General features: G+C 44.6%; 25 protein-coding genes. 12 read left to right on the forward strand and 13 right to left on the reverse strand.

Annotated elements, in window-relative coordinates; genetic code table 11:
- Positions 1-14: 14 nt before the first annotated feature.
- The 12 genes from bamA to ABD960_RS13670 form a co-directional block, all read right to left on the reverse strand.
- Entirely contained in the window at positions 15-2,543 is a 2,529-nt protein-coding gene (gene bamA, locus ABD960_RS13615; RefSeq protein ID WP_345331705.1) for an outer membrane protein assembly factor BamA, read from the reverse strand.
- Positions 2,544-2,606: 63 nt separating this feature from the next.
- Positions 2,607-3,341 carry an undecaprenyl pyrophosphate synthase gene (uppS, locus tag ABD960_RS13620; RefSeq protein WP_345331706.1) on the reverse strand — a complete coding sequence of 245 codons (735 nt, stop codon included), beginning with the start codon at positions 3,339-3,341 and terminating at the stop codon, positions 2,607-2,609.
- A 216-nt stretch (positions 3,342-3,557) separates the two neighbouring features.
- On the reverse strand, positions 3,558-4,082 hold the full coding sequence (locus ABD960_RS13625; protein ID WP_345331707.1) for an ExbD/TolR family protein: 525 nt from the start codon (positions 4,080-4,082) through the stop codon (positions 3,558-3,560).
- An 88-nt stretch (positions 4,083-4,170) separates the two neighbouring features.
- A complete protein-coding gene (gene porG / locus ABD960_RS13630) occupies positions 4,171-4,962 on the reverse strand; it encodes a type IX secretion system protein PorG (protein ID WP_345331708.1) in 792 nt (263 codons plus the stop codon).
- A gap of 9 nt (positions 4,963-4,971) precedes the next feature.
- Entirely contained in the window at positions 4,972-5,853 is an 882-nt protein-coding gene (locus tag ABD960_RS13635; RefSeq protein ID WP_345331709.1) for an NAD kinase, read from the reverse strand.
- 9 nt (positions 5,854-5,862) lie between these two features.
- A complete protein-coding gene (locus ABD960_RS13640; protein ID WP_345331710.1) occupies positions 5,863-6,525 on the reverse strand; it encodes a CBS domain-containing protein in 663 nt (220 codons plus the stop codon).
- Positions 6,526-6,528: 3 nt separating this feature from the next.
- Complete coding sequence (locus ABD960_RS13645; RefSeq protein ID WP_345331711.1) at positions 6,529-7,290, reverse strand: alpha/beta fold hydrolase; 762 nt, start codon at positions 7,288-7,290, stop codon at positions 6,529-6,531.
- 109 nt (positions 7,291-7,399) lie between these two features.
- The gene (locus tag ABD960_RS13650; RefSeq protein ID WP_345331712.1) at positions 7,400-7,849 is read right to left on the reverse strand and encodes a GatB/YqeY domain-containing protein; all 450 of its coding nucleotides are present in this window, start codon (positions 7,847-7,849) and stop codon (positions 7,400-7,402) included.
- 220 nt (positions 7,850-8,069) lie between these two features.
- The gene (locus tag ABD960_RS13655; protein WP_345331713.1) at positions 8,070-8,834 is read right to left on the reverse strand and encodes an SDR family oxidoreductase; all 765 of its coding nucleotides are present in this window, start codon (positions 8,832-8,834) and stop codon (positions 8,070-8,072) included.
- An 81-nt stretch (positions 8,835-8,915) separates the two neighbouring features.
- A complete protein-coding gene (gene porT / locus ABD960_RS13660) occupies positions 8,916-9,659 on the reverse strand; it encodes a type IX secretion/gliding motility protein PorT/SprT (RefSeq protein WP_345331714.1) in 744 nt (247 codons plus the stop codon).
- Positions 9,656-10,387, reverse strand: coding sequence for a bifunctional demethylmenaquinone methyltransferase/2-methoxy-6-polyprenyl-1,4-benzoquinol methylase UbiE (ubiE, locus tag ABD960_RS13665; RefSeq protein WP_345331715.1), 732 nt, complete (start codon positions 10,385-10,387; stop codon positions 9,656-9,658). The genes porT and ubiE overlap by 4 nt, the downstream gene beginning before the upstream one ends.
- 91 nt (positions 10,388-10,478) lie before the next feature.
- Positions 10,479-10,727: a hypothetical protein gene (locus ABD960_RS13670; protein WP_345331716.1), complete on the reverse strand. Its 249-nt coding sequence runs from the start codon at positions 10,725-10,727 to the stop codon at positions 10,479-10,481.
- Between the two features lie 219 nt (positions 10,728-10,946).
- On the opposite strand from ABD960_RS13670, the gene ABD960_RS13675 reads away from it, so the two are divergent.
- Together ABD960_RS13675 and ABD960_RS13680 are read left to right on the forward strand one after the other, a co-directional pair.
- A complete protein-coding gene (locus ABD960_RS13675; protein ID WP_345331717.1) occupies positions 10,947-12,317 on the forward strand; it encodes a Gfo/Idh/MocA family protein in 1,371 nt (456 codons plus the stop codon).
- Between the two features lie 11 nt (positions 12,318-12,328).
- Complete coding sequence (locus tag ABD960_RS13680; protein WP_345331718.1) at positions 12,329-13,057, forward strand: 3-keto-disaccharide hydrolase; 729 nt, start codon at positions 12,329-12,331, stop codon at positions 13,055-13,057.
- Positions 13,058-13,111: 54 nt separating this feature from the next.
- On the opposite strand, the gene ABD960_RS13685 is transcribed toward ABD960_RS13680, so the two are convergent.
- A complete protein-coding gene (locus tag ABD960_RS13685; protein ID WP_345331719.1) occupies positions 13,112-15,055 on the reverse strand; it encodes a KUP/HAK/KT family potassium transporter in 1,944 nt (647 codons plus the stop codon).
- Positions 15,056-15,244: 189 nt separating this feature from the next.
- Between ABD960_RS13685 and ABD960_RS13690 the strand changes: the two genes are divergently transcribed.
- The 10 genes from ABD960_RS13690 to ABD960_RS13735 all read left to right on the forward strand — a co-directional run bounded on the left by ABD960_RS13690 (position 15,245) and on the right by ABD960_RS13735 (position 24,241).
- Positions 15,245-15,730: a T9SS type A sorting domain-containing protein gene (locus tag ABD960_RS13690; RefSeq protein ID WP_345331720.1), complete on the forward strand. Its 486-nt coding sequence runs from the start codon at positions 15,245-15,247 to the stop codon at positions 15,728-15,730.
- Positions 15,731-15,887: 157 nt separating this feature from the next.
- Positions 15,888-16,499: a fumarylacetoacetate hydrolase family protein gene (locus ABD960_RS13695; protein WP_345331721.1), complete on the forward strand. Its 612-nt coding sequence runs from the start codon at positions 15,888-15,890 to the stop codon at positions 16,497-16,499.
- Positions 16,500-16,505: 6 nt separating this feature from the next.
- Complete coding sequence (locus tag ABD960_RS13700; RefSeq protein WP_345331722.1) at positions 16,506-18,221, forward strand: M23 family metallopeptidase; 1,716 nt, start codon at positions 16,506-16,508, stop codon at positions 18,219-18,221.
- Positions 18,222-18,227: 6 nt separating this feature from the next.
- Positions 18,228-18,689 (forward strand): thioredoxin-dependent thiol peroxidase, encoded by a 462-nt coding sequence (gene bcp / locus ABD960_RS13705; RefSeq protein ID WP_345331723.1) that lies wholly within the window; start codon positions 18,228-18,230, stop codon positions 18,687-18,689.
- 42 nt (positions 18,690-18,731) lie between these two features.
- Positions 18,732-19,607: a transketolase gene (locus ABD960_RS13710; protein WP_345332825.1), complete on the forward strand. Its 876-nt coding sequence runs from the start codon at positions 18,732-18,734 to the stop codon at positions 19,605-19,607.
- 123 nt (positions 19,608-19,730) lie between these two features.
- Positions 19,731-20,696 (forward strand): transketolase family protein, encoded by a 966-nt coding sequence (locus ABD960_RS13715; RefSeq protein WP_345331724.1) that lies wholly within the window; start codon positions 19,731-19,733, stop codon positions 20,694-20,696.
- Between the two features lie 29 nt (positions 20,697-20,725).
- Positions 20,726-21,283 carry an RNA polymerase sigma factor gene (locus ABD960_RS13720; protein WP_345331725.1) on the forward strand — a complete coding sequence of 186 codons (558 nt, stop codon included), beginning with the start codon at positions 20,726-20,728 and terminating at the stop codon, positions 21,281-21,283.
- A gap of 64 nt (positions 21,284-21,347) precedes the next feature.
- Positions 21,348-22,172 carry a hypothetical protein gene (locus ABD960_RS13725; protein ID WP_345331726.1) on the forward strand — a complete coding sequence of 275 codons (825 nt, stop codon included), beginning with the start codon at positions 21,348-21,350 and terminating at the stop codon, positions 22,170-22,172.
- 2 nt (positions 22,173-22,174) lie between these two features.
- Positions 22,175-22,669, forward strand: coding sequence for a hypothetical protein (locus ABD960_RS13730; protein WP_345331727.1), 495 nt, complete (start codon positions 22,175-22,177; stop codon positions 22,667-22,669).
- A 384-nt stretch (positions 22,670-23,053) separates the two neighbouring features.
- Positions 23,054-24,241 (forward strand): aspartate aminotransferase family protein, encoded by a 1,188-nt coding sequence (locus ABD960_RS13735; protein WP_345331728.1) that lies wholly within the window; start codon positions 23,054-23,056, stop codon positions 24,239-24,241.
- Positions 24,242-24,262: the final 21 nt, after the last annotated feature.

Consider the following 24,262-nt stretch of genomic DNA (forward strand, 5'->3'; position numbering starts at 1 on the left):
AATTAATTATACAATTAATTAAATCCGCCTTGTAAACTTTGTGCAATTGAGAAGTGGAACTGTCCTCTTCCCGCATCCGGCTGGCCCGGTATGCGGTCAAAACCGTAACCGTAATCAAGCCCGAGCAAACCAAATATAGGCAAAAATATCCGGGCACCCATACCTACCGAGCGCCTTACGTTAAACGGATTGTAGCGGCTGAAGCTATCCCATGCGTTACCGCCTTCGGCAAAAGCCAACAGGAATATAGTGGCCGACTGGCTTGCAATTACCGGGTGACGCAGCTCAAGCGTAAACTTGTTATAGATAGCACTGCCTGGGTTATCGTTAGCCGTATAGTTTGAGCCGGTTGGTACGATCGAGAAGTTTTGATATCCACGTAAACCGATGATCTCGCTACCCTGCAGGAACTGGTAAGTTTGCATACCGTCACCACCCAGTTTGAAACGCTCGAACGGTGAAGGGCCTACCTGGGAATTATATGAACCCAGGAAACCAAACCTTGCCTGAGACATCAGCACAAGTTTACCGGTAATACGCTGGAACCATTGCGCGTCAAACTTCCATTTGTGATACTCCACAAATTTATAACGCTCTTCCGGCGTAGCAATTGCGTAGTTGGTGTTATTAAATAATGAGTACGGCGGTGTTACCTGAACCGTAAACCTGATGTTTGAACCCCCAGTTGGATAAATAGGCGCATCCAGCGAGTTACGGCTTAACTCTTGTGTAATTTTAATGTTGTATGATGTACCGTTTCTGAACAGGTATGCTGAATAGTTATCCAGGAAGTAGTGGTCAAAGTTAAGTGAGTAGTTTAACTGGAAGTAGTTATCGGGCCAGTTTAAACGTTTACCCAGCGTTACACCGATACCATTAATACGTAACTTATTGTAATAAGGGCTTGATTTTGGATAATACTGCCCTGTTGAGCTACCCTGTGTATAAGCCGATAAGCTGAAGAAAATAGGTTTCTTACCACCCAGCCATGGCTCAGAGAACGTGAACGAGAAGTTTTGATACGTACGCCCGCTTGACTGGCCACGTATGCTTAGCCTTTGCCCGTCGCCTTTTGGCAGCGGCCTGTAAGCTTTCAGATTAAATATATTACGCAGCGAAAAGTTGTTGAACGATAAACCTAATGTACCAACCAACTGGCCACCACCAAAACCACCCGAAAGCTCAATCTGGTCAGAAGGTTTTTCAACTACGTTGTAAATAATGTCAACCGTACCCTCCGATGGATTAATATTAGTTGGGCGTGGTTCTGTTTTTTGCTCGTCAAAACTACCCAACTGCGAAAGTTCGCGCGTACTACGGATCAATAACGTTTTGTTAAACCTTTGCCCCGGTTTGGTACGGATCTCGCGCATTACCACCTTATCGTTAGTAACATCATTACCTTTAACGGTTACACGGTTAATGGTGTATTGTGGTCCTTCGTAAATACGTATGTCCAGATCGATAGTGTCGCCATAAATGCGCGTTTGTACCGGGTCGGCGTTGTAGGTCAGGTATCCATCATCCAGATAAAGGGTTGATACATCGTCATTACTCGGCGTAGGGCCTGATAACCTCTTGGTCAGCTCCTCTTCGCTAAATATATCACCTTTCTTAATACGCAGTACACGATTTAAAAACTCGGTAGTGTACTTGGCATTGCCCGACCATTTAATGTTACCAAAGTAATACTTAGGACCTTCGTAAACTTTGATCTTCACGTCAACCGTGCGCTCATCGTGGCGGGTAACGGTATCGTCTAACACCTGCGCGTCACGATAACCTTCGGCCTGCATTTTTTCAATAAGCGTTTGCTTATCCTCTAAAAATTTATCTTCTTTAAACTTCTTTGAGCCGAAGATATTGTACCACTTCTTGGTACGTGTATTCTTTAAAAACTTGCGTAATTTTTTATCGGTAAAGGCGGTATTGCCGTCAAACTCAACACTGTTAATTTTAACCTTGTTCTTTTTATCAACCTGTACATTCAGTATCACAGAACTTGAGTCGCCCGGGTCAGGCACCGGATTCATTTTAACCTCGGTAAATAAGTAGCCTTTCTCGTTAAAGTGGCGCTTAATAATTCCGGTTGTCGTATTGATCAGGTTCTGGTTAACTATTTTACCTGTTTTATCATTCAGCTTTTTAGTTACATCCTCAATTTCGCCTTTTTTAATACCGGTTATTTTTAACCTTGATAAACGCGGCCTTTCAACCACTGCTATCTCCAGGTATACGGTATCCATATTTACTTTGGTGATGTTAAGCTGTACATCATCAAACAATCCCTGCGAAAACAGGTCCTTGATAACACGTGCGTTAGCCTCGCCTGGTAATATCAGCCTGTCGCCTTTATTTAATTTTGATATGGTGATCAGAATTTCCTTGTCCAGGTTTTTAGCTCCGCTAATGGTTACGCCACCAACAATATACTCTTTAGGACTAAGGTAGTTCAGGCTATCTGCCGAGCCGGCCGGAACCTGCGCCATGGCAGTAATTGCACTTAACAGCAAAGAAAATACAGCAACTATATATTTATACATTCGGATATTTTAGTGGGCTAAAAATAATTTAAACAGTTGTTAAATAGTGTTAAAAGTAAAAATTTAGTTAAGCTGCTCGCTTGTCATACCAAAGCGGCGCTCGCGCTGCTGGTAGTCAAGTATAGCCTCAAATAAATCTTCTCGCCTGAAATCGGGCCATAATTTATTGGTAAAATACAGCTCGGTATACGCTATTTGCCAAAGCAGGTAGTTACTGATGCGGTGTTCGCCGCTCGTCCTGATCATGAGTTCAGGATCAGGCATGTTATATGTATAGAGATTATCAGCAATAGTTTGCTCCGTTATATCGGCCGGGTTTAGTTCGCCGGCCTTTACCTTTTCGGCAATACTTTTAACAGCATGAACGATCTCGTTACGTGAGCTATAGCTCAAGGCTAAGGTTAACACCAAACCGGTATTGCCGGCAGTAGTTTGCATAGCTTTGGTAAGTTCACGGTGATTGCGGGCCGGCAGCATACTCAGATCACCGATGGCATTAAGGCGCACATTATTGTTCATAAACGTGCTTATCTCCTTATTAATGGTACTAACCATCAATTCCATCAGTGCCATTACCTCAAGCTTGGGCCGGTTCCAGTTCTCGGCCGAAAAGGCATAGAGGGTTAAATATTTAAGGCCCAGTTCGCATGCGCCCTCAACAACATCGCGTACGGCAAGCACACCGTTATGATGGCCAAATACCCTTAGCTTTCCTTTGGTTTTTGCCCAGCGGCCGTTACCATCCATTATAATGGCAATGTGCGCGGGCAATTTCAACAAATCGATCTGGTCTTTCATTACTGCCGTGTTAAATAGCCTTGATTAATTGCGCCGCAATTGTAATAAGTAAGCGCTCAGCTATTTAAATTATTTAAAATAAGCCTGTTTTTTCAGGCTACAAAGGTAAAACTTACTTTGTATTTTTTTAGTATGACAGCGTAAAAGAAAAAACAAGCTTTTTTTTAACAAAAAAGCCGGGCTGTTTGGCCCGGCTGCACTTATACGTTTATATTTTTAGTAGATACCTTTCTGCTTTAAAAGCGTTATATCCTGAGGTGCGATGTCGGCAATGGCATATGCAGGTACCTGGGTTATATCCAATTCGTCAATGGTATTCACCAGGTTTTCATATTTTGAACTGTCGGCAGGTTTAACAATTACCATCAGGGTTTTACCATAATTCTTTTTTACATAAGCCGCTGCATCCAACAAAGCTTTGCGAACGCCGTTTTTACCGTAACCTGCCACTGTTGGCTTAAGTATGGGCTGCTCGGCCCGGCCTAAATACCAAAGGGCCTTGTTGTCTTTACCCAGGCAAACGGTGAGTGTGCGGTTTTCTGAAACAGGTTCATCAGGACCCTCATTATCAGGCATCACAACCGGCATTATCTTAGGCTTGCTTAAGGTGGTGGTCATGATAAAAAAGGTAATCAACAGAAATGCAAGGTCAACCATAGCTGTCAGATCTACGCGGGTTGAGGCGCGTTTGCGGGTTCCTTTTCTGCCTGATCCGGCGGCAGGTGTGTTTAATTCGGCCATAACAATAATAGTTTAGATAAGTAATATAATTATTACGCCAAATTAAATTTTTTATTATACATATTTTATAAAATTTTATTTTATAAAATCAATTTTCATAATAACATTTTTCGGTTACGAATGTAAACGATAGCGAAAGGTTTAAAAAAAGGTAACTGTCGCGTTTACGCAGGTCGCCGCGTTGGGTACCGGCGGTGCCTGTATATACGCCGGTTCGCTCACCCGTACGGTCTGACAGCCGCACCGAGGTTGGCGATGGCAACGTGGATTTATCAGCATATAAACCGCTTACATCATCAAGGTAGTCGGTATTTGTCCAGTGATAACCTAAATCGGCTATCAATGTCCACTTACCGCCTATGTTGTATTTTACGCCCGCACCGTAAGGCACTGATAGTATGGTACCGGCATATTGCTTTTGCTGCCCCTCGGTACGCAGCCTGCGCAAGCCTACCTGATTGCCGTTCAGCTCGGTACGCGGCGCATGAGCGGCCACACCAATACCCGCAAACACAAACGGGGTGAACACATTTTTACCGGCATCGGGTATATAATGCATAAAGTTAAACTCGCCGGTAAGGCTGGTTTCCATAATGCGATTGGTAAAACTCAGGTTACGGTCGCGCTGTTGCTGGTTGTTTGAAGTACTATCCGCAGCGCCTATTTTACCGTATGTGAACTGAAATTTGGCCGAGAGGTAACCGTTAAAATTACGCTTAACAAATACGTTACCATCCAGCCCGCTAATTTGCAAGGGGTTGTGCTGGTTTAAATCGCCCATATAACCGGCGCCGCCTATACCCGCCCCAACTTCCCAGGTTTGGGCTTTAAGCGTTATGGCTGTAAATAGTATGAGTATGGTAAGTAGATATTTTCGCATCCGGTAAGGCTAATAATTACGGGTATCAAGTCCCCACAATAATTTATGTCTTAACGTTGATAAGTAGTTTTCATTATTTAGCCTGATTAAATTAAGCTGAAAGTCGGCCTTACGCACATTGATACGCACCGGCTGATCGAGCACCACGGTACGCGAATCGCACGAGATCAAGTAATTGGCACTGCGCGTTTCCACATCGAATGATAGCGTACAGCAATCAGGCAATACCGCCGGCCTCACGTTAAGGTTATGCGGCGAAATTGGTGTAAGTACTACCGTGTTTGATTCCGGAAAGATAATAGGACCGCCGCAGCTTAGCGAGTAAGCCGTTGAGCCGGTAGCGGTTGACACGATGATACCATCGCTCCAGTAAGAGTTAAGGAAGGCACCATCCAAAAAAGCGTGTGTAGTGATCATCGCTGAATCATCGCGCTTATGTATCGTGATCTCGTTCAGCGCGAAATTATCATCACCAAATAGTTTTGCTTCTGAATCAATGTGCAGCATAGCTCTTTTATCGAGCGTATATTGCTGATTTACTACCGCATGTATGGCGGCCGCTATATCGCTTTTGTTAATACTTGCCAAAAAACCCAGCCGGCCAAAGTTAATACCGATAACCGGGATGCCGCTATCGCGTATCAGGGTAACGGTATCTAACATAGTACCATCGCCACCAAGACTTAAAAACAGATCGATCAGGCCTTTAAACGGTTGGCCTTCTTCAAGCACGGTGTAATTAACGTTGGTTATTTTATCCTGCAGATAGCCATGCAGGCGGCTGTGTACATAAATTTCGACGCCGTGTTGTTGCAGATTATCAAAAACCTGTTGTATAAAGGGCAAAACCTCGCTGTCGGTAAATGGTCTGCCGTATACTGCTATTTTCATCAGGCGGGATTATAGGTTGAGGTAATTCATCAGCGAATCATAACGCTCCATTGAATTATCCCTTTCGTTATAGTGATTAAAGGTAGCCTTAATATCATAGTTGTACCTTAAAAAGGTAGCCGCTATGTTTGATATATCCAGCTTATTAATTTTAAGGGTGATCTCCATGCGGGTTGAGTCAGGGAAAGTACGGACGTACGAGCTTAGTATCTGCGCATTGTCTGACTCGACGATCTGCGCCATGTGCGCCAGCGAATTATTGCGGTTGCTTATCTCCAGCACAATTATACCACCAGGTACTGATACCGACGTAAGCTCGGCAAAGTACTCATTCATACTGTTGATAGACACCACCCCGAGGTAATTGTTTTTTTTATCCAGAACGGGTACAACGCTCAACTGTAATTCACGAAACATGCGGATAACATCGTAAATATGCTGATCGCTAAAAACATAAGGGTTAACCAGCGCGAGCGCCAAGGCTCCTATCTCGGTATCATAATCGGGCTCCTCGATAAGGTCATCCTCAGAAATAAGACCCAGAAACTGCTCCTCGTTAACTATAGGCATGTGACTGACCTTAAACTCGGCCATACGTTCGATCACTTTCTGCACCGTGTCAGACGTGTGTAGAGGTGGTATGGCATTTCCGATCAGGTCAATCGCGAACATGGGTTACTTTTTTAGTTTATCCAAAAACTGCCTTAGCAGTATGTTAAATCTCTCGGGCTGCTCCATCATTGGGGCATGGCCGCATTCATCAATCCAGTGTAGCTCAGCATTGGGCAACAACTGGTTAAATTCCTCGGCTACCTCCGGTGGGGTAATTTTATCATTCTTACCCCATAGCAAGCCAACTGGTACGGTTATCTTATGCAAATCTTTGGCCATGTTATGCCTGATGGCCGATTTTGCCATAGCCAATATTCTGATAACGCGATTACGGTCATTTATTGTTTGAAAAACATCGTCCACCAGTTCCTTTGTTGCTGTTTTCGGATCATAAAAAGTAAATTCTACTTTTTCTTTCACAAAATCATAACTCTCGCGCCGCGGAAATGATCCGCCAAAGGCATTTTCATATAAGCCCGAACTACCCGCAAGCACCATCGCTTTCACATATTCAGGGTGAGATAGTACGTATATTAACGACACATGGCCACCAAGCGAGTTACCCAATATGGTAAAGTTGGTAAGGCCTTTGTGTTTAACAAACTTATGTACATACTTACTAAGCGTTTTAACACCGGTAGTAAGCAGCGGCAAATCGTAAATAGGTAAAACAGGTATAATTACACGGTATTCCGATTTAAACTCCTCAATAACTTCTTCCCAGTTGCTGAGGGCGCCCATTAAACCGTGTAACATCAGCAGCACTTCGCCTTCGCCCTCGTCAATGTAGCTAAATTCCTTTTCCTGTTTAAGTGCGAACTTCATATATATAGTGCCTGGTCAATTAAATGTATCGCTGCAAGTTTAGTTAATCTTGCCGTTATTATGCTGTAAAAATAGTTTATTGCAGTTTAGTTACAATACCGGGCTGCAATTATGCTAAAATCTGCTTTATCACTTCAGATATGGTTTTGCCGTCGGCCTTGCCTGCAAGTTCCTTATTGGCAGTACCCATCACCTTGCCCATATCTTTTACAGACGTTGCGCCAACGCGGGCTATCAAATCTTTAAGGTAAGCTTCCAATTCAGCCCTATCCATTTGTTTAGGCAGATAAGCTTCAATCACCTGCATCTCGGCGGCTTCAATTTGGTAAAGGTCTTCACGGTTTTGCGCCTTGTATATGTCAGCCGACTCCTTTCGCTGCTTGATCAGCTTTTGCAGCACTTTTATCTCCGCTTCCTCGCTTACCTCTTCGGCAGCGCCTTTCTCGGTTTTAGCTATCAATAAGGCTGATTTTATAGCACGCAGGCCACGCAACTTGTCAGCGTCCTTGGCCAGCATGGCTTGTTTAATATCCTGATCTATTTGGGTTGATAATGACATCTTCTATATCGGATTTCGAATTTTTAGTTTGGGATTTAAGCTGCAAAGCTAATGCAATTACTTAATTATTGAATTAATGAGTTATTGATTTATCGATTGAACTTTAATTCAGCCATACGCACATGAATATTGATTTACTGAATTAACGATTTAGTGAATTATAGATTTTATCATTAACAATTTATCATCTACACGTTCGCACATCAGCATATCTGCACATTTATAAGTTCTTTCTGAAGATACTCGTAGCGCCTGCCTGGGCAGTTGGCATTACGGTAAGCTCGTTGATGTTGACATGCGCGGGGCGCGACGCGGCAAACCAGATGGTTTCGGCAACATCCTGTGCTACCAACGGCTCAAAACCTTCGTACACTTTTTTAGCGCGATCCTTATCACCTTTAAAACGCACTTCAGAAAACTCGGTCTCCACCGCCCCGGGATGTACCGCCGTTACCTTGATGCCGTGCGGCAGCAGGTCAAGCCGCATACCTTTGTTAAGCGCATCAACCGCGTGTTTGGTAGCGCAATACACATTACCGTTCGGGTAAACTTCTTTACCGGCTATTGAGCCGATATTGATGATATGGCCGTAACCATTTTCAATCATCCAGTTTGAAACCACCCTGCTGGCATATAGCAAACCTTTTATATTGGTATCAATCATGGTGTCCCAATCGCTTGCATCACCGTTTTGGATGGGGTCAAGCCCCTGGCTAAGGCCCGCGTTGTTAATCAGTACATCCACCTTTTTCCATTGATCGGGCAGGTTGTTCAGGTTATCAATCACGGCCTGGCGGTTACGTACATCAAACGAGGCTATTGCTACCTCAACATTATATTGATTGTTTATTGCCGATGCCAGGCTTTCCAGTCGTTCGCGGCGGCGGCCGGTAAGTATCAGGTTGTAACCCTCGCGGGCGAATACATGGGCGCAGGCCTCGCCGATACCGGCGGTTGCCCCTGTTATGAGTGCGATTTTTGCCATAATTAATATAACTATCGGCAGCGAAATTATGTTTTTTAGCGGATGAATATGTCGCCCGCGCGTAAGGATGCCCGTTAGTTATTACTCAAAGTAAAGGCTAAACTGTAGGGTATGCAGGCGCAGGCCGCTAAGCGGGTATGAAGCAGGATGATTCTCGGGAACCAGCATGTTGCCGAACGAGTTAGAGATTTTTATTTCGGGAGATAGTTTAAAAAACTCAAAGTAGATATCGCAACCAAGACCCACCTCATACGAGGCAAAGGTGCGGTCAATTTTTACCGTTTTTTCCAACAGGCCTTTATCAGCATCCGGGTTTTTACGGCCAAGCATCTGGCTTAATTTAACGCCGCCTATCAGGTAGCCACGCAGATCGCCAACACGGTCTGACTTTAATTTAAGCTGCAGCGGCACATCAAACCCGGTAGAATTTATCTGCTTCTCGATAACCTGTGTTTCCGGATTGGGAGAATTGTACGTATAGATCAATTTACGATCAGCAAATACGATGGACGGAGTTACGCGGGCTTCCAGATGATCCGTAAGCCTGTAGCGCGCTACAAAACCCACGGCAAAGCCCGGTGAGTTGGGCGAGCTAATGCTGGTAGCGTTGCCCGTTAATGGCGCACCGGTTTCAGGATCATTAAAGGGCGTTGTCCAATCCGGCTGTTTATTTATTTTAAGATAGCTGCTGATATAGCTGAATGAAAAACCAAAGCTAAAATCGTTCAGATCGGCACCGCCACCCCATGCGGGCGGTCGCTGGCCAAAGGCCAGTGTGGTAAAGCAAAAAAATAATATAAATGATGTGTATAAGCTTTTTATCATTTAACGCCCGTGTAAATTGAACTTATACCAAACGTTAAAGCGCGGTTTTTGGTATTTTTAAAACCTACTTTATCCATAACGGCAGTAAAATTCTTTCCGTCCGGAAAAGCGGCTACCGACTCGGGCAGGTACGAATAAGCCCTCGCATCCTTTGAAAAAAGCTTGCCAATGCCGGGTGTAATATATTTAAAGTAAAAATTGTACAACTGCTTTACCGGGAACGCACGCGGCTTTGAAAACTCCAATACCACTACCTTACCCCCCGGTTTCAATACCCTGAAAATATCGGCCATGCCTGCTTCCAGGTTTTCAAAATTGCGTACCCCGTAGGCTACGGTTACGGCATCAAACTCATTATCGGCAAAAGGTAGCTTTTCTGAGTCGCCAAGCTTTACAGAGAATTTATCGCCTAAATTACGCTTCGCTATTTTCTGCTCCGCGATATCAAGCATACCCCTTGAAATATCAACCCCGGTAATTTTTTCAGGCTTTAAAATAGATAGCGCCTCGAAAGCGAAATCGCCGGTACCGGTAGCCACATCCAGTATATGTTTAGGCTTGTTTGCCTTTAACTCATTTATAGCCATTTTACGCCAGATGATATCAATCCCCAGCGACATAAAATGGTTCAGAAAATCGTATGTTTTTGATATGTTGTTAAACATATCGGCTACCTGCTCCTTTTTGGTAACCTGCTCGTTCTGGTATGGAGTTACTACTTTGCTCATGGCCTGTGGGCGGTAAAGATAGGCATTACAAAATTAATTGCGCCGCCACAATATTATATCCATACAACCGGAAAACTCCCTTTAGCGGTGCTTATTTCAGGTTTCTTTCTTTCAGCGCGTTTTCAATTGCCCGGCCTTTCGCTTTATTTCGCGTAGCTATAGGTATGTATATTAAAGGCAAAAAAGTAAATATGCCAAAACCATTTTTAACTGAGGCATAAGCGGCTATACCAGCCAGCATACCAAAAATAAGGGCATCAAAAAAGGCGGTGGTTTTCACTTTTTTAGCCTGCTCCAATAATTCCTGATCTGTTAATTCCGCCGGTTCTTTTAGCATCATCGTGATAATTTATTTTACCGGTTATATATTGAACCCGGCCATCAAATATAAAAAACCTAATTTATCTTAAAAACCGGCATAGTCAGGTTTACAGGTTGAACACTATTATATATTAACCTAAATGCATTAATTGCCCGCTTAAAATGGATAGTTATCGTTCACTTTTAATAGCTTTATCTTTATAATTTTATTGCCGATCATTCTGAAATTAAATTACATATGGAAGAAAAAAAGCATGCATCCCGCCGGGGATTTATCAAAACCTTAAGTACTGCCGCCGCCGCTGTTGCTGCCGGTACGGTTGCCATGGCCGCGGACAAGAATCAGTCGTTTTTTTATTTGAAACGCCAGCCTTTTTTTAGCGCTAACGATAATATCAACATAGCCCTGATAGGCGCCGGCGGCATGGGCACACAGGATACCATTGTTGCCCTGCAGGTACCGGGTGTGAAACTGGTTGCCGTGTGTGACCTGTATGACACCCGCCTTAAAGACGCCAAAGCACGCTGGGGTGCCGACCTGTTTACCACCCGCAGCTATAAGGAGATATTAACCCGTAAGGATGTTGATGCCGTGATCATTGGCACTACCGACCATTGGCACCAGCAAATATCTATAGATGCGATGCATGCGGGCAAGCATGTGTATTGCGAAAAACCCATGGTGCACTCGGTTGATGAGGGACCCGCTGTTATAAAAGCGCAAAAGGAAACCGGTAAAGTGTTTATGGTAGGCAGCCAGGGCGTATCATCATTAGGGAATGAAAAAGCTAAGGAACTGCTTGCATCCGGCGCTATCGGTCAGCTTAATTATGCTGAAGGTTTTTGGGCACGGCGCAACCCTATCGAGGCGTGGCAATACCCGCTCCCTGCCGATGCGTCGGCCCAAACGCTTGACTGGGATACCTATGTAAGCAATACCCAAAAACGCCCGTTTGACGAGAAACGCTTTTTCCGCTGGAGAAATTATACTGATTATGGCACCGGCATGGCAGGCGACCTGTTTGTTCACCTGTTCAGTAGCCTGCACTTTGTTACCGGCTCCTACGGGCCAAATAAAATTTATGCCTCGGGCGGGTTACGCTATTGGAACGATGGCCGTGAAGTACCCGATGTATTATTGGGAACTTTTGACTACCCGAAGGCCGAAGCGCACCCCGCCTTCAACCTATCCTTACGCTGCAACTTTGTGGATGGCACCAGCGGCACTACTTACCTGAGGCTGGTAGGTAGTGAAGGATCAATGGATGTTACCTGGGATGACGTAACGCTGAAAAGAAATAAATCCTTCGCCTCTGACGATCCTTTCTATTTGGAGCAGCTAAGAAAATCAGGCAATGGCAATGCCGGCCGTAAGATGATTTTACCACCCGAACAAATGACCTTCGCCGCCGAGAAGGGCTATAAAGGCGGCCCGTATGACCACATGGTTAACTTTTTTACCGCTATACGCGAGAACAAAAAGGTGGTAGAGGATGCTATATTTGGTTATCGTGCGGCTGCCCCTGCCCTGCTTTGTAACGATAGCTACCATCAGGACCGTGCAATGCTTTGGAACCCGGAAAAAATGCAGATCATTAAAAAACAATAACCACCATAAACATGAAATTAAGATCGATCACCATGTTATTAACCGCCGGACTGCTGGGTACAGCTGTCGTGGCCATAAGCAACGATGAAAAACCCACTACCGTTACCCCGGCAAAAAAGGATTGGGTAAGCCTGTTTGACGGGAAAACACTCAAGGGCTGGCATGCCTATAATAAACCCGGCACAATCACCAACTGGACAGCCAAAGACGGCGTACTCACCTGTGTTGGCAGCGAACATGAAGCTACCAACGGCGATATTGTAACCGATAAGGAATACGGTAACTTTGAGCTTACCTGGGATTGGCAGATAGGCAAAGGCAGCAACAGCGGCGTAATGTACCACGTGGTTGAGGATGGCAAATATCCGTATACATTTACTACCGGCCCGGAATACCAGCTAATAGATGAAGTGGGTTGGGATGGCAAGCTGGAAGACTGGCAAAAGGCCGGCTGCGATTACGCTATGCACTTGCCTAACGATAAAAAGAAGTTAAAACCGGTTGGCGAATGGAATACCAGCAAAATTGTGTTTAACAAAGGGCACGTGGAGCATTGGCTTAACGGCGCTAAAATACTGGAGTTTGAGGCATGGTCGCCGGAGTGGACAAAAAAGAAAACGACCGGTAAATGGAAAGACGATCCGGATTACGGTATGGCCAAAAAAGGCAGGATTGCTTTACAGGCCCACGGCGGTAAAATAGCGTTCAAAAACATCAAGATTATGGAATTAGCAGATTAAAGCTGGTTTAGTCCAAACAAAAAGCGGGAGTAACTTATTACTCCCGCTTTTTGTTTATTGTACTCTGCGCATGTCCACATTATCCGGCGTGGTTAGCATAAGCGGTACTTTTTCAACCGTTACAAAGCTTAGGTCGAGGCCAAAACCGCGTTCTTCGGATAAACTGGCTTTTTTAAGCTGCACATAAATATCCATAATCAACTGCTCATAAAAAGACAGGTTGTGCGAGCGTGATAATGTTTTCTCGATCACCACGAAGCGGAAATCACCAACGATATTGTGTTTGCTTAAGGATTTGTATTTACTGGTGATATTTACTTCGCCATTCTTTACCAGATCCTCAACCACCCGGCGAAACAATACATTGATCTGCTGCTCCACACGGAAACCTAATTTAAAGTCGATACGGATAAGTTTGCCCGGCACCAGGAAATCAACCTCATACTCCCGGGTATACGGCTCATCAACCACGTCAACGTGTACCAACCAGTAAATATCCGCCCGTTTAGGCTGCTTTTGCAGTATGGAATAGATAATTTTTGATTCGACCTCCGAGTTAAAGTTAGCGCTGGTAAGGTAAACAAGTTGCGATGCATATTTGGGCACCGTTTCATCGTCACTCAACTCATTGATGATCTGGAAATAATCCTCTATTTCGATAAATTTAACATACCGGTTCTTGATCTTACGAGCAGTATGCCACGTCCACATCACCACAAAAAGCATAAAGCCGATGGATAAGGTGAACCAGCCGCCATGTACAAATTTAACCAGGTTACCTAACAAAAATGTACCTTCAATTACCAGGTATACTGCGAAAAATAAAGCGATGAGATAAGCCGGCACTTTGCGGCGCTGCAAAAATTTGGATACCAATATGGTAGTCATCAGCATGGCTACGGTGATACTTAAACCGTAAGCGGCCTCCATTTTTTCGGATTTTTCAAACAGCAATACCACGATGATACAGCCCGCACAAAGTATCCAGTTGATACTTGGAACATATAACTGCCCTTTTTGATCGGTAGGATAGTTAATGCGCACTTTAGGCCAAAGGTTGAGCCGCACAGCCTCGGCTATCAACGTAAATGAGCCGGATATAAGCGCCTGGCTGGCAATAATAGCGGCAACTGTTGCCAGGCCGATACCGAATATTAGGAAGCCCTCGGGCATGATCAGGTAAAACGGGTTTTTAGCACCCAGATATTCGCCGTTATGATTAATAAGCCATACCGCCTGCCCCAAATAGTTTAATACTAAACAGCTTTTCACATATATCCAGCTTACGCGTATGTTTGAGCGGCCGCAGTGGCCAAGATCGGAATACAGCGCCTCGGCACCTGTTGTACACAGGAAAACCGCGCCTAAGATTACGAAGGCGTTAGGGTTATTACTTAACAGATCGTAGGCGTAATACGGGTTTAACGCTTTAAGCACCCATGGCATTTGCACTACCATCATGATGCCTAAAACACCCATCATGGTAAACCACAGGAACATAATAGGCCCGAATGCTTTACCTACCAGTGAGGTACCAAACTGCTGAATAATAAATAACAGGGCTATAATGATGAGTACGATTTGATACGTAGGCAGCGTCATCTGCGGGAAGCGGGTATGCAACCCCTCAATGGCGGATGATATGGTGATAGGCGGGGTAATAATACCATCGGCCAGCAAGGCGCAGCCTCCTACCACGGCAGGTACAATGAGCCACCTTGCTTTACGGCGTACCAGTGAGAACAGCGAGAATATGCCACCCTCACCCTTATTGTCGGCCAGCAGGGTAATTAATACATATTTTACGGTGGTTTGCAGGGTAAGCGTCCAGAATATGCACGAAACGCCGCCCAATACAAGACTCTCGTTTATTGCTTGCGCACCTACAATGGCTTTAAATACGTACAGCGGGGAGGTACCGATATCGCCGTAGATGATTCCCAGGCTGATAAGCAGTCCAGGAATGGTGAGTTTTTGAAGGTCTTTATGACTTGACACTATCTTGTAAAAAATGCGAAATTATAAATTTTTACGCATAAAACTTAAACTTAATAACCCCGTATAAGTCAATGCATATATCAGTACAATGATACATGCATTTTGTTAAAAAGTGTTAAATATTAAATATAAAGCCTAACTTTTTGAATAGGCATGGTGTAATTTATACATTTGTAGCAGTGTAACTGTATGAGGCAAAAATTTACTTTTAATAATTTATGGTTTATCGTGATCGCAATAGCGGTGACCATGAATTTTGCTTTCGCAGGAACCTCCGCTTCGCAGGATAGCCTTATCCTTAAAAAAAAGAACAAAACTTCGTACTTAAAAAGCGGCTTGCCCTTTACCCTGCCGCCGCTTAAACCGGGCACCGTATCAACAACAAAGCTTAGCGTTAACCGGCCCGACGATAAACTGCTTAGCAACGTACAGATTTACCCTAACCCGGTTTCAGATCAGATCAACTTGAGGTATGACTTATCGCGCAACAGCAATGTAACCATCAAGATTGTGGATATGCTAGGTAATGATGTTGCTACTATTTTTTCGCAACACGTGAGCTCCGGCGATCAGAAATTCACCTACATCATCAACAACAAACTTAGCCGCGGCTTTTACTTCCTTCGAATTATAGCCGGCACCGAGTCGACTATTAAAAGACTTTCTGTTCTTTAGCCATTGGGCATTAGCCATTTTTTTCTAATATTCTGCTTACTGCTCTCAAAATTTCACAATCAGTATTCACCAATAACTGATCGCCAAATCTTCACAATTCACCACTCACCATTAACCACAATTTACTTAGCTTTGGCGCTTTACCACATTTACTGTTATGAAGATTATTGCCATTGGGCGCAACTACGCCGAGCACGCAAAAGAACTGAACAACCCGGTACCCACCACCCCGGTTATATTTATGAAGCCTGATACGGCGTTGCTTAAGGATAACAAACCCTTTTACCATCCCGAATTTAGCGAAGATGTGCATTATGAAACCGAACTGGTATTAAAAATCTGCAAGGAAGGCAAACACATCAGCGAAAAGTTCGCGGCTAACTATTACGATGAAATTGGCCTTGGCATTGATTTTACCGCGCGGGATATTCAATCAAAACACAAAGAAAAGGGCTTGCCCTGGGAGCTGGCCAAAAGTTTTGACGGCTCGGCGCCCATCAGTAATTTTTTCCCGAAAGATACGTTCGCTGATCTGTACAACATCAATTTCAGCCTGAAAATAAATGGTGAAAATCGTCAGGCAGGCAACACAAACAACCTGCTTTTTTCGTTTGAACGTATCATCGCGTTTGTATCTCAATACATCACCCTAAAAAAAGGCGACCTTATTTTTACCGGCACTCCTGAGGGCGTGGGCCGTGTAGCCATAGGCGATCATTTGGAAGGATTTATTGAGGGAGATCAAATGCTTGATTTTTACGTGAAATAATAACGGATGACTTTAAAAAAACTTCGCTTGCTTGTAACCGGTCTGTTTATTTGCGGCAGCGCCGCTGCACAAAATATTATACAAAATAACTTTTACCCTAAGGACATTTTTCGCTACCCGCTTGACCTGCCGCCGAGTACTGCAGGGTCTTTTGGCGAATTGCGGCCTAACCACTTCCACTCCGGGCTCGATTTTAAAACCAACCAGCGTACCGGCTACCCTATATATGCCATACTGGATGGCTTTGTATCGCGCTTGCGCATACAATACGGCGGCTTTGGCCGGGCGGTTTATATTACGCACCCCAACGGCTTTACCTCGGTATACGGGCACCTGGAAAGGTTTAGTCCGGAGATCGAGGCACTGATACGTGATTACCAAATGCAGCGCCAAAGCTACGAGGTTGACTTTCAGCTACTGCCCTTACAGCTTCCCTTAAAAAAAGGTGAAGTGTTTGCCTGGACGGGCAACGCGGGCGCATCAGCCGGGCCGCACTTGCACTTTGAACTGCGTGACAGCAAGACCGAAGAAACCATTAATCCGCAGTTGTTCGGCCTTACCATACCTGATAAGGTTCCGCCTACCCTGCAAGCCATTGCCACTTACCATTTTGCCGATGGCGCGCCCTTCAGCGAGAAAACGCCGCATATGTTTTTAGCTGTGGTAGGCGCTAATGGCCAGTACCGTTTAAAAAACAATCAGCCCATACACTTAAGCGGCGAAACCGGTTTTGGTTTAACCGCTTATGATATGAACAGCGTATCGCCCAACCACAATGGCATCTACTCGGTTGAATTAAAACTGGATGGCAATACGGTATACACCTTTGCGGTGGAGCGCTTTGGGTTCGATCAAACCCGGGCCATTAATGCTTACCTGGATTACCCGGCCTTCCTAACCTCGCGCCGCTGGATGCAGAAATGCTTTGTGCCGCCGGGCAGTAACATATCTTTATACCCACAATCAGTGAATCGTGGTATAATTAATTTTGATGATGATGCCATGCACGAGGTACAATACGTAGTACGCGATGTTGCAGGTAATACATCTACACTAACTGTAAATGTAAAATCATCAAAAAACGAGATAAAACCCTTTGTACCCAAAGGACCGTTGTTTCAATACGACAAAACCAACGAGTTTAATAATGATAAAGTAAAGGTGGTTATAGAACCCGGTAATTTGTACGACAACCTTGACTTTAACTACGCACGCTTGCCGCGCAAACCGGGCACTTATTCAGAAACGCATCGTATACATAACCGCTTTACGCCTATACACTCAAGCTTTAGCTTATGGATAAAACCCGACAGCAGCATCGGCCAAAATGCCGATAAAGCCGTACTGATCAACACTGCCGGTAATCTGGCTATTGGCAAATTTGAGGATGGTTACGTTAAAGGCCAATGCCGCTTTTTTGGCGATTACTATATTAAAATTGATACGGTGCCGCCGGTAATTACGCCGGTAAATATTCGCGAGGGCAGCAACCTATCGGCCGTCAAAAGCATTAACCTGCGCATGAGCGATAACCTCTCGGGCGTTAAAAGCTACACCGGCAAAATTGATGGCAAGTGGGTGTTGGTTGAGCACGACTACAAGACCAAATTGTTAAGATATTATTTTGACAAGGATATTAAGCCCGGAAAACATACATTTGAACTGACAGTAACTGATGCTAAAGACAACGCATCGCAATTTAAAGCTAACTTTTACCGATAGAAAAATATGGCAACATTAGCAGTTGGCGACAAAGCGCCTGATTTTGAAGCAAAAGACCAAAATGGCAAAGCCATTTCATTAGCCGATTTTAAAGGCAAAAACGTGATACTTTATTTTTATCCGAAAGATGATACCCCTGGATGTACTGCAGAGGCCTGTAGCTTCAGGGATAACTATCAATCGCTGATTAGCCAGGGCTTTGAGGTGATTGGCGTGAGCACGGATGACGAGAAATCGCACAAAAAGTTTGAAACCAAATACAGCCTGCCCTTTACGCTGATAGCTGATGAAAGCAAGGAGATTGTTGAAGCCTACGGCGTTTGGGTTGAAAAAAACATGTACGGCAAAAAATATATGGGTACGGCACGTAAAACGTTTTTAATTAACGGAGATGGTATTATCGATCAGATTATTGACAAGGTAGATACCAAAAACTCATCGCAGCAGATATTAGATGTGTTGAAATAACACCTATATATCAGATTAATATTTATTTTAGCCGAAATTTAAATTTATTGCAATAAAACCTATCATTTAATGAAACAAAACATAGAGCAATTAAAACAAACCGCATCACAGGTGCGTCGTGACATTGTGCGCATGGTACATGGCTGCCAGTCAGGCCACCCGGGCGGATCATTGGGCTGTACTGACTTTTTGGTAGCCCTTTATTTTAACATCATGAATAACGATCCGTCGTTCAATATGGATGCTAAGGGTGAAGACCTGTTCTTCCTTTCAAACGGACACATTTCACCGGTATTTTATAGCGTACTGGCACATGCCGGTTACTTTGATAAATCAGAATTAGGCACCTTCCGTAAACTAAATTCAAGGTTGCAGGGCCACCCAACTACCCACGAGGGTTTACCGGGTGTACGTATCGCTTCAGGTTCATTAGGCCAGGGCCTTTCAGTAGCAATCGGCGCTGCTTTGGCTAAACGTTTAAACGGCGACGACAGCATTGTTTACACCCTGCACGGTGATGGCGAGTTACAGGAAGGCCAAATATGGGAAGCAGCCATGTTTGCTCCGCACAATAAATTAGATAGATTAATTGCTACTGTTGACTATAACGGCCAGCAAATTGACGGCCCTACCGAAATGGTATTGTCATTAGGTAACCTGAAAGCAAAATTCGAGGCCTTTGGCTGGGAAGTGCTTGAGGAGCCGAATGGTAATGATATGGCCAGCGTTGTTGCCGTGCTTGAAAAAGCCAAAAGCTTAACCGGTAAAGGCAAACCCATCGCCATCCTGCTAAAAACAGGCATGGGTTACGGTGTCGACTTTATGATGGGCAGCCACAAATGGCACGGTGTTGCACCTAACGATGAGCAACTGGCAACAGCTTTAGCTCAGCTTGAGGAAACACTGGGCGATTATTAAGCCCCCCTGTCCCCTGAAGGGGGTGCAGTTGCGGTAGCGGTTGCAGTTATAAGTTTTTAATCTATTATCAATCACAATAAAATATTAAGAGTCCTCTCCTTTGGAGAGGGTTTAGGTGAGGTTATGAAAAAATACACTTACACAGATAAAAAAGATACGCGTTCGGGTTTTGGCGACGGTTTGCTTGAAGCCGGTAAACGTAACCCGGAAGTGGTTGCACTTTGTGCCGACCTGGTAGGCTCATTAAAAATGGCCGACTTTATAAAAGCTTTCCCTGAGCGCTTTTTCCAAACAGGTATTGCCGAGGCTAACATGATCGGTATGGCAGCAGGTTTAACCATTGGCGGTAAAATTCCGTTCACCGGTACCTTCGCTAACTTTTCAACCGGCCGCGTTTACGACCAGATCCGCCAGTCGGTGGCTTATTCTGACAAGAACGTTAAAATTTGTGCTTCTCACGCGGGTTTAACCCTTGGTGAGGACGGTGCTACACATCAGATACTGGAGGACATCGGCCTGATGAAAATGTTACCGGGCATGACGGTGATCAATCCTTGCGATTATAACCAAACCAAAGCCGCCACCATCGCTATTGCCGAGCATCATGGCCCGGTATACCTGCGTTTCGGTCGCCCGGTGGTGCCTATTTTTACTGATGCCGATCAGAAATTTGAGATCGGTAAAGCATGGATGGTTAACGAGGGCGCTGATGTATCAATCTTCGCTACCGGCCACCTGGTATGGGAAGCCATACAGGCAGGCGAAAAACTGGCTGAAGAAGGTATTGATGCGGAGATCATCAACATACACACCATTAAACCTTTGGATGCTGAGGCTGTCTTAAAATCAGTAGCAAAAACAGGTTGCGTGGTAACTGCCGAAGAGCATAACCGTTTAGGTGGCTTAGGCGATAGCATTGCACAATTACTGGCTGTTAACAACCCAACTCCACAGGAGTATGTGGCTGTAAATGACAGCTTTGGCGAAAGCGGTACACCTGCGCAACTGATGACCAAATATGGTTTGGATGCTGAGCACATCATCGCCGCGGCTAAAAAAGTAATGGCACGCAAAAAACAAAACAGCTAAGTTCTTTATTTTAGGGTTAAAGATTTGATATGGCCGCACAGGCTGAAGACGAAGAAATACTAAGTAAGTTCCGCGACGAACGCACCAGGAACGAAGCCTTTAATCTGCTACTTAAAAAGTATCAGCAGAAAATTTATTGGCACGTGCGCCGTATGGTTATTGACCATGACGACGCCGACGACCTGACGCAGGATGTTTTCGTTAAGATATGGAAGAACTTACCGGGTTTCAGGAACGACGCGCAGTTGTACACCTGGATGTACCGCATTGCCACCAACGAGTGCATTACATTTTTGAACAGAAAGAAAATGAAGAATAATGTACCGCTGGATGATGTAGCCTATGAACTGGCCGATACACTGGCCGATTCAACATACTTTAACGGCGACAAGGCCCAGTTGAAATTACAGCAGGCCTTGCTCACTTTACCCGAAAAACAAAGACTTGTGTTTAACATGAAATATTTTGACGATATGAAGTATGAAGAGATATCTGATGTGCTGGGCACCAGCGTTGGAGCGCTTAAAGCGTCTTTCCACCTGGCAGTAAAAAAGATAGAAGCTTACCTCCTATCGTCAGAATTATAATTTTTTAAAAATCACTTTAAACCTTTTGCTAAAGTATTAATCTAATGAGAGTATGAAGAGCGATATGGATACAAGAGATTGGCTGAATGAATTTCCCGCACTGAAACAGGTTGATGCAAATAACCCGTTTACAGTGCCTGCAGGCTATTTCGATGACCTTCGCGAACGCACTCTTTCCCTTAAAAATTTAGATGATATAAGTTTACGGCAAGCCGGCTTTTCTGTTCCCGAAAGTTATTTTGAGGAGCTTGAAGCTAATATAAGCAGCCGTATTACCGTAGCCGCTGCGGTAAATATAGACAATACAGGTTTTATTTTACCCGACAATTACTTTGATAAATTAAGCGGCAACATTCAAAGCCGTATTAATATTGAAGAAGCGGCCGGCAGTGAAAGTGTAGGATTTGGGGTGCCCGAAGGATATTTCGAAAACCTGCAGCAAAACATTACCGCACGCATTGCTATTGATGAGGCCGTAAATGCCGACGAGCCTTTTGCCGTGCCTGCCGGATATTTTGATAAACTAAACGCGGCTATTTTAAGCAAAACCGTTGATGCTGATAAGCAGCAGACTGAACAGGAACCTGTTAAACAGCGTGGTATTGTACGTAAGTTTCTTACATCGGGCGTTTACAGGTATGCTGCGGCTGCATGTGTTACCATTGCCATTGGTGTTAGCTTCTTTTTACGGAAAGACGCGCAGCCGGTTGCTGCTAACGCAAACACGCCGCATGGCGAATCATACCTGCACAGCCGCTTGTCAAATATTCCGTTGAATGAGATTCGTGGTTATGCGGAGCAAAATCTTGACGCCGGTGAAACGCAAACTTACATTAGCGAAAACCTGAGCGACAAGGAGTTGTTGGACTATATTGATACTGAACTTTAATAATGAGTAATCTGGCCGGAAAAGTATATATTTTCATATTGTTTGTGCTGGGATTGTGCTTAACTGTTAAGGCGCAGGTACCTGATAACGCGCGTGGTTTGCGCTATCAGCAAAATAAAAGCAACAACGCGGCAACACAATCGCGCTTTGCCAAGCTGGCAAACGCTAAAAAGGATTACTTTGAGCGGCAGCTTAACCTTACCCCTGCCGAATCAAAAAAGTTTTGGCCTTTGTATCGCCAGTATCAGCAGCAGTTGGTTAATATTCGCCGCCTTAAACGCCTCAATAATTCAAGCGCACAGCCTAACGGCCAGGAACAGATCAACAAGGAGCTGTATTACGAAACCGAACTGGTGAATATTCACAAACGTTATAACGAAGAATTCCTGAAAATAATGCCTGCCGAAAAGGTTAGCGAACTCTACAAAAGCGAAAAGCAGTTTAACGACGAAGTGCTCAAACAACTCAGTGAGCGCAGTGAGCGTGCAGGAGATTGATCATCTTTGATTTATTGAATTATTGATTTATTGATTGTGTTGCACAATTGAACAGGCTTGTCATTTTGGAGATGGAGAAATCTGTCGCTGGAGACGTCAGGAAGCAGCTCTCCGCTATTTGTTCGAGGTAAGTTTTGATGCTGCGTCCTTGTGAGGTACGAAGCAATCTCTTTAAAACAATCTATAAGATAAATCGCCAGGGGATTGCTTCGTTCCTCGCAATGACGTGGTTGACGATACTCTTACTAAATCTACGATAGGTAATTGCATACCGTCAGGTAATTACCAAAAGAAAGTCAAGATAGATTACTTTACATCTCCCTTACAACGTAAATCATCGTTGATCTATATCTTTGCAAAACAAAATCAGTAAAACAATCTGCTATGCCTACGCTTCGCCAGCTATTTCTTTTGCATAATGCTCAAACTACCGACTTCCCGCTGCTGTTGGAATTCGAGCGTGCCGAGGGTGTATATATGTACGATGCGGAAGGCAAAGCCTATATGGATCTGATATCGGGCATAGGTGTAAGCAGCATCGGTCACCGTCACCCGCGTGTGGTGGAAGCTATTAAAAACCAGGTTGATAAATATATGCACCTAATGGTATACGGCGAATATGTTCAAACGCCACAGGTACGTTTTGCCGAGAAACTGATATCCGTTTTACCCGAACGCCTGGAGAGCGTTTACTTTGTAAATTCAGGTGCCGAAGCGGTTGAGGGGGCGCTAAAGCTTGCCAAGCGCTATACCGGCCGGTCAGAAATTATTGCCTGCTACAACTCTTACCACGGCAGTACACATGGCGCGTTAAGCGTTATGGGTAGCGCTGAGTTTAAACGTGGTTACGGCCCGCTGCTTCCAGATGTAAATTTTATTGAGTTTGACAGGTTGCCTGATCTGCAAAAAATCACCGATAAAACCGCCTGCGTTATTGTTGAAACCTTACAGGGCGAAGCCGGTGTACGTGTGCCAGAGATACAATACATGCAAGCTTTGCGCCATCAATGCGATAAAACAGGCACGCTTTTGATTCTGGATGAGATACAGGCCGGTATGGGGCGCACAGGCAAACTCTTCGCTTTTGAGCATTACGGCATCGAGCCGGATATACTATTGCTGGCCAAAGCGCTGGGCGGTGGTATGCCAATAGGTGCCTTTATATCTTCGCGCGAAACAATGGGTGCATTTAAGGACAACCCTATCCTTGGGCATATCACCACATTTGGCGGTCATCCGGTAAGCTGCGCCGCCGGGTTGGCAGCGCTTGAGGTGCTGCTCGACGAAGATTTAGCCGCGCAAGTGGCCGAAAAAGAACAATTATTTAAAGCACTGCTGGTACATCCCGCTATAAAACAAGTGCGCGGTAAGGGGTTAATGCTGGCCGCGGAATTTGAAAGCTTTGAGCTGGTTAAAAAAATAATTGACCGCTGCATACAAAACGGTATAATAACCGACTGGTTTCTGCACTGCTCCAACTCGATGCGCATAGCGCCGCCGCTGATTATAACACACGATGAAGTTAAAGATGCTTGTGCCGTTATAAATGAAGCGATCGAGCATTACACATAAGCTTTTAAATTCACTTCATTT

This window comes from Mucilaginibacter defluvii, from assembly GCF_039543225.1.
Taxonomy (GTDB): domain Bacteria; phylum Bacteroidota; class Bacteroidia; order Sphingobacteriales; family Sphingobacteriaceae; genus Mucilaginibacter; species Mucilaginibacter defluvii.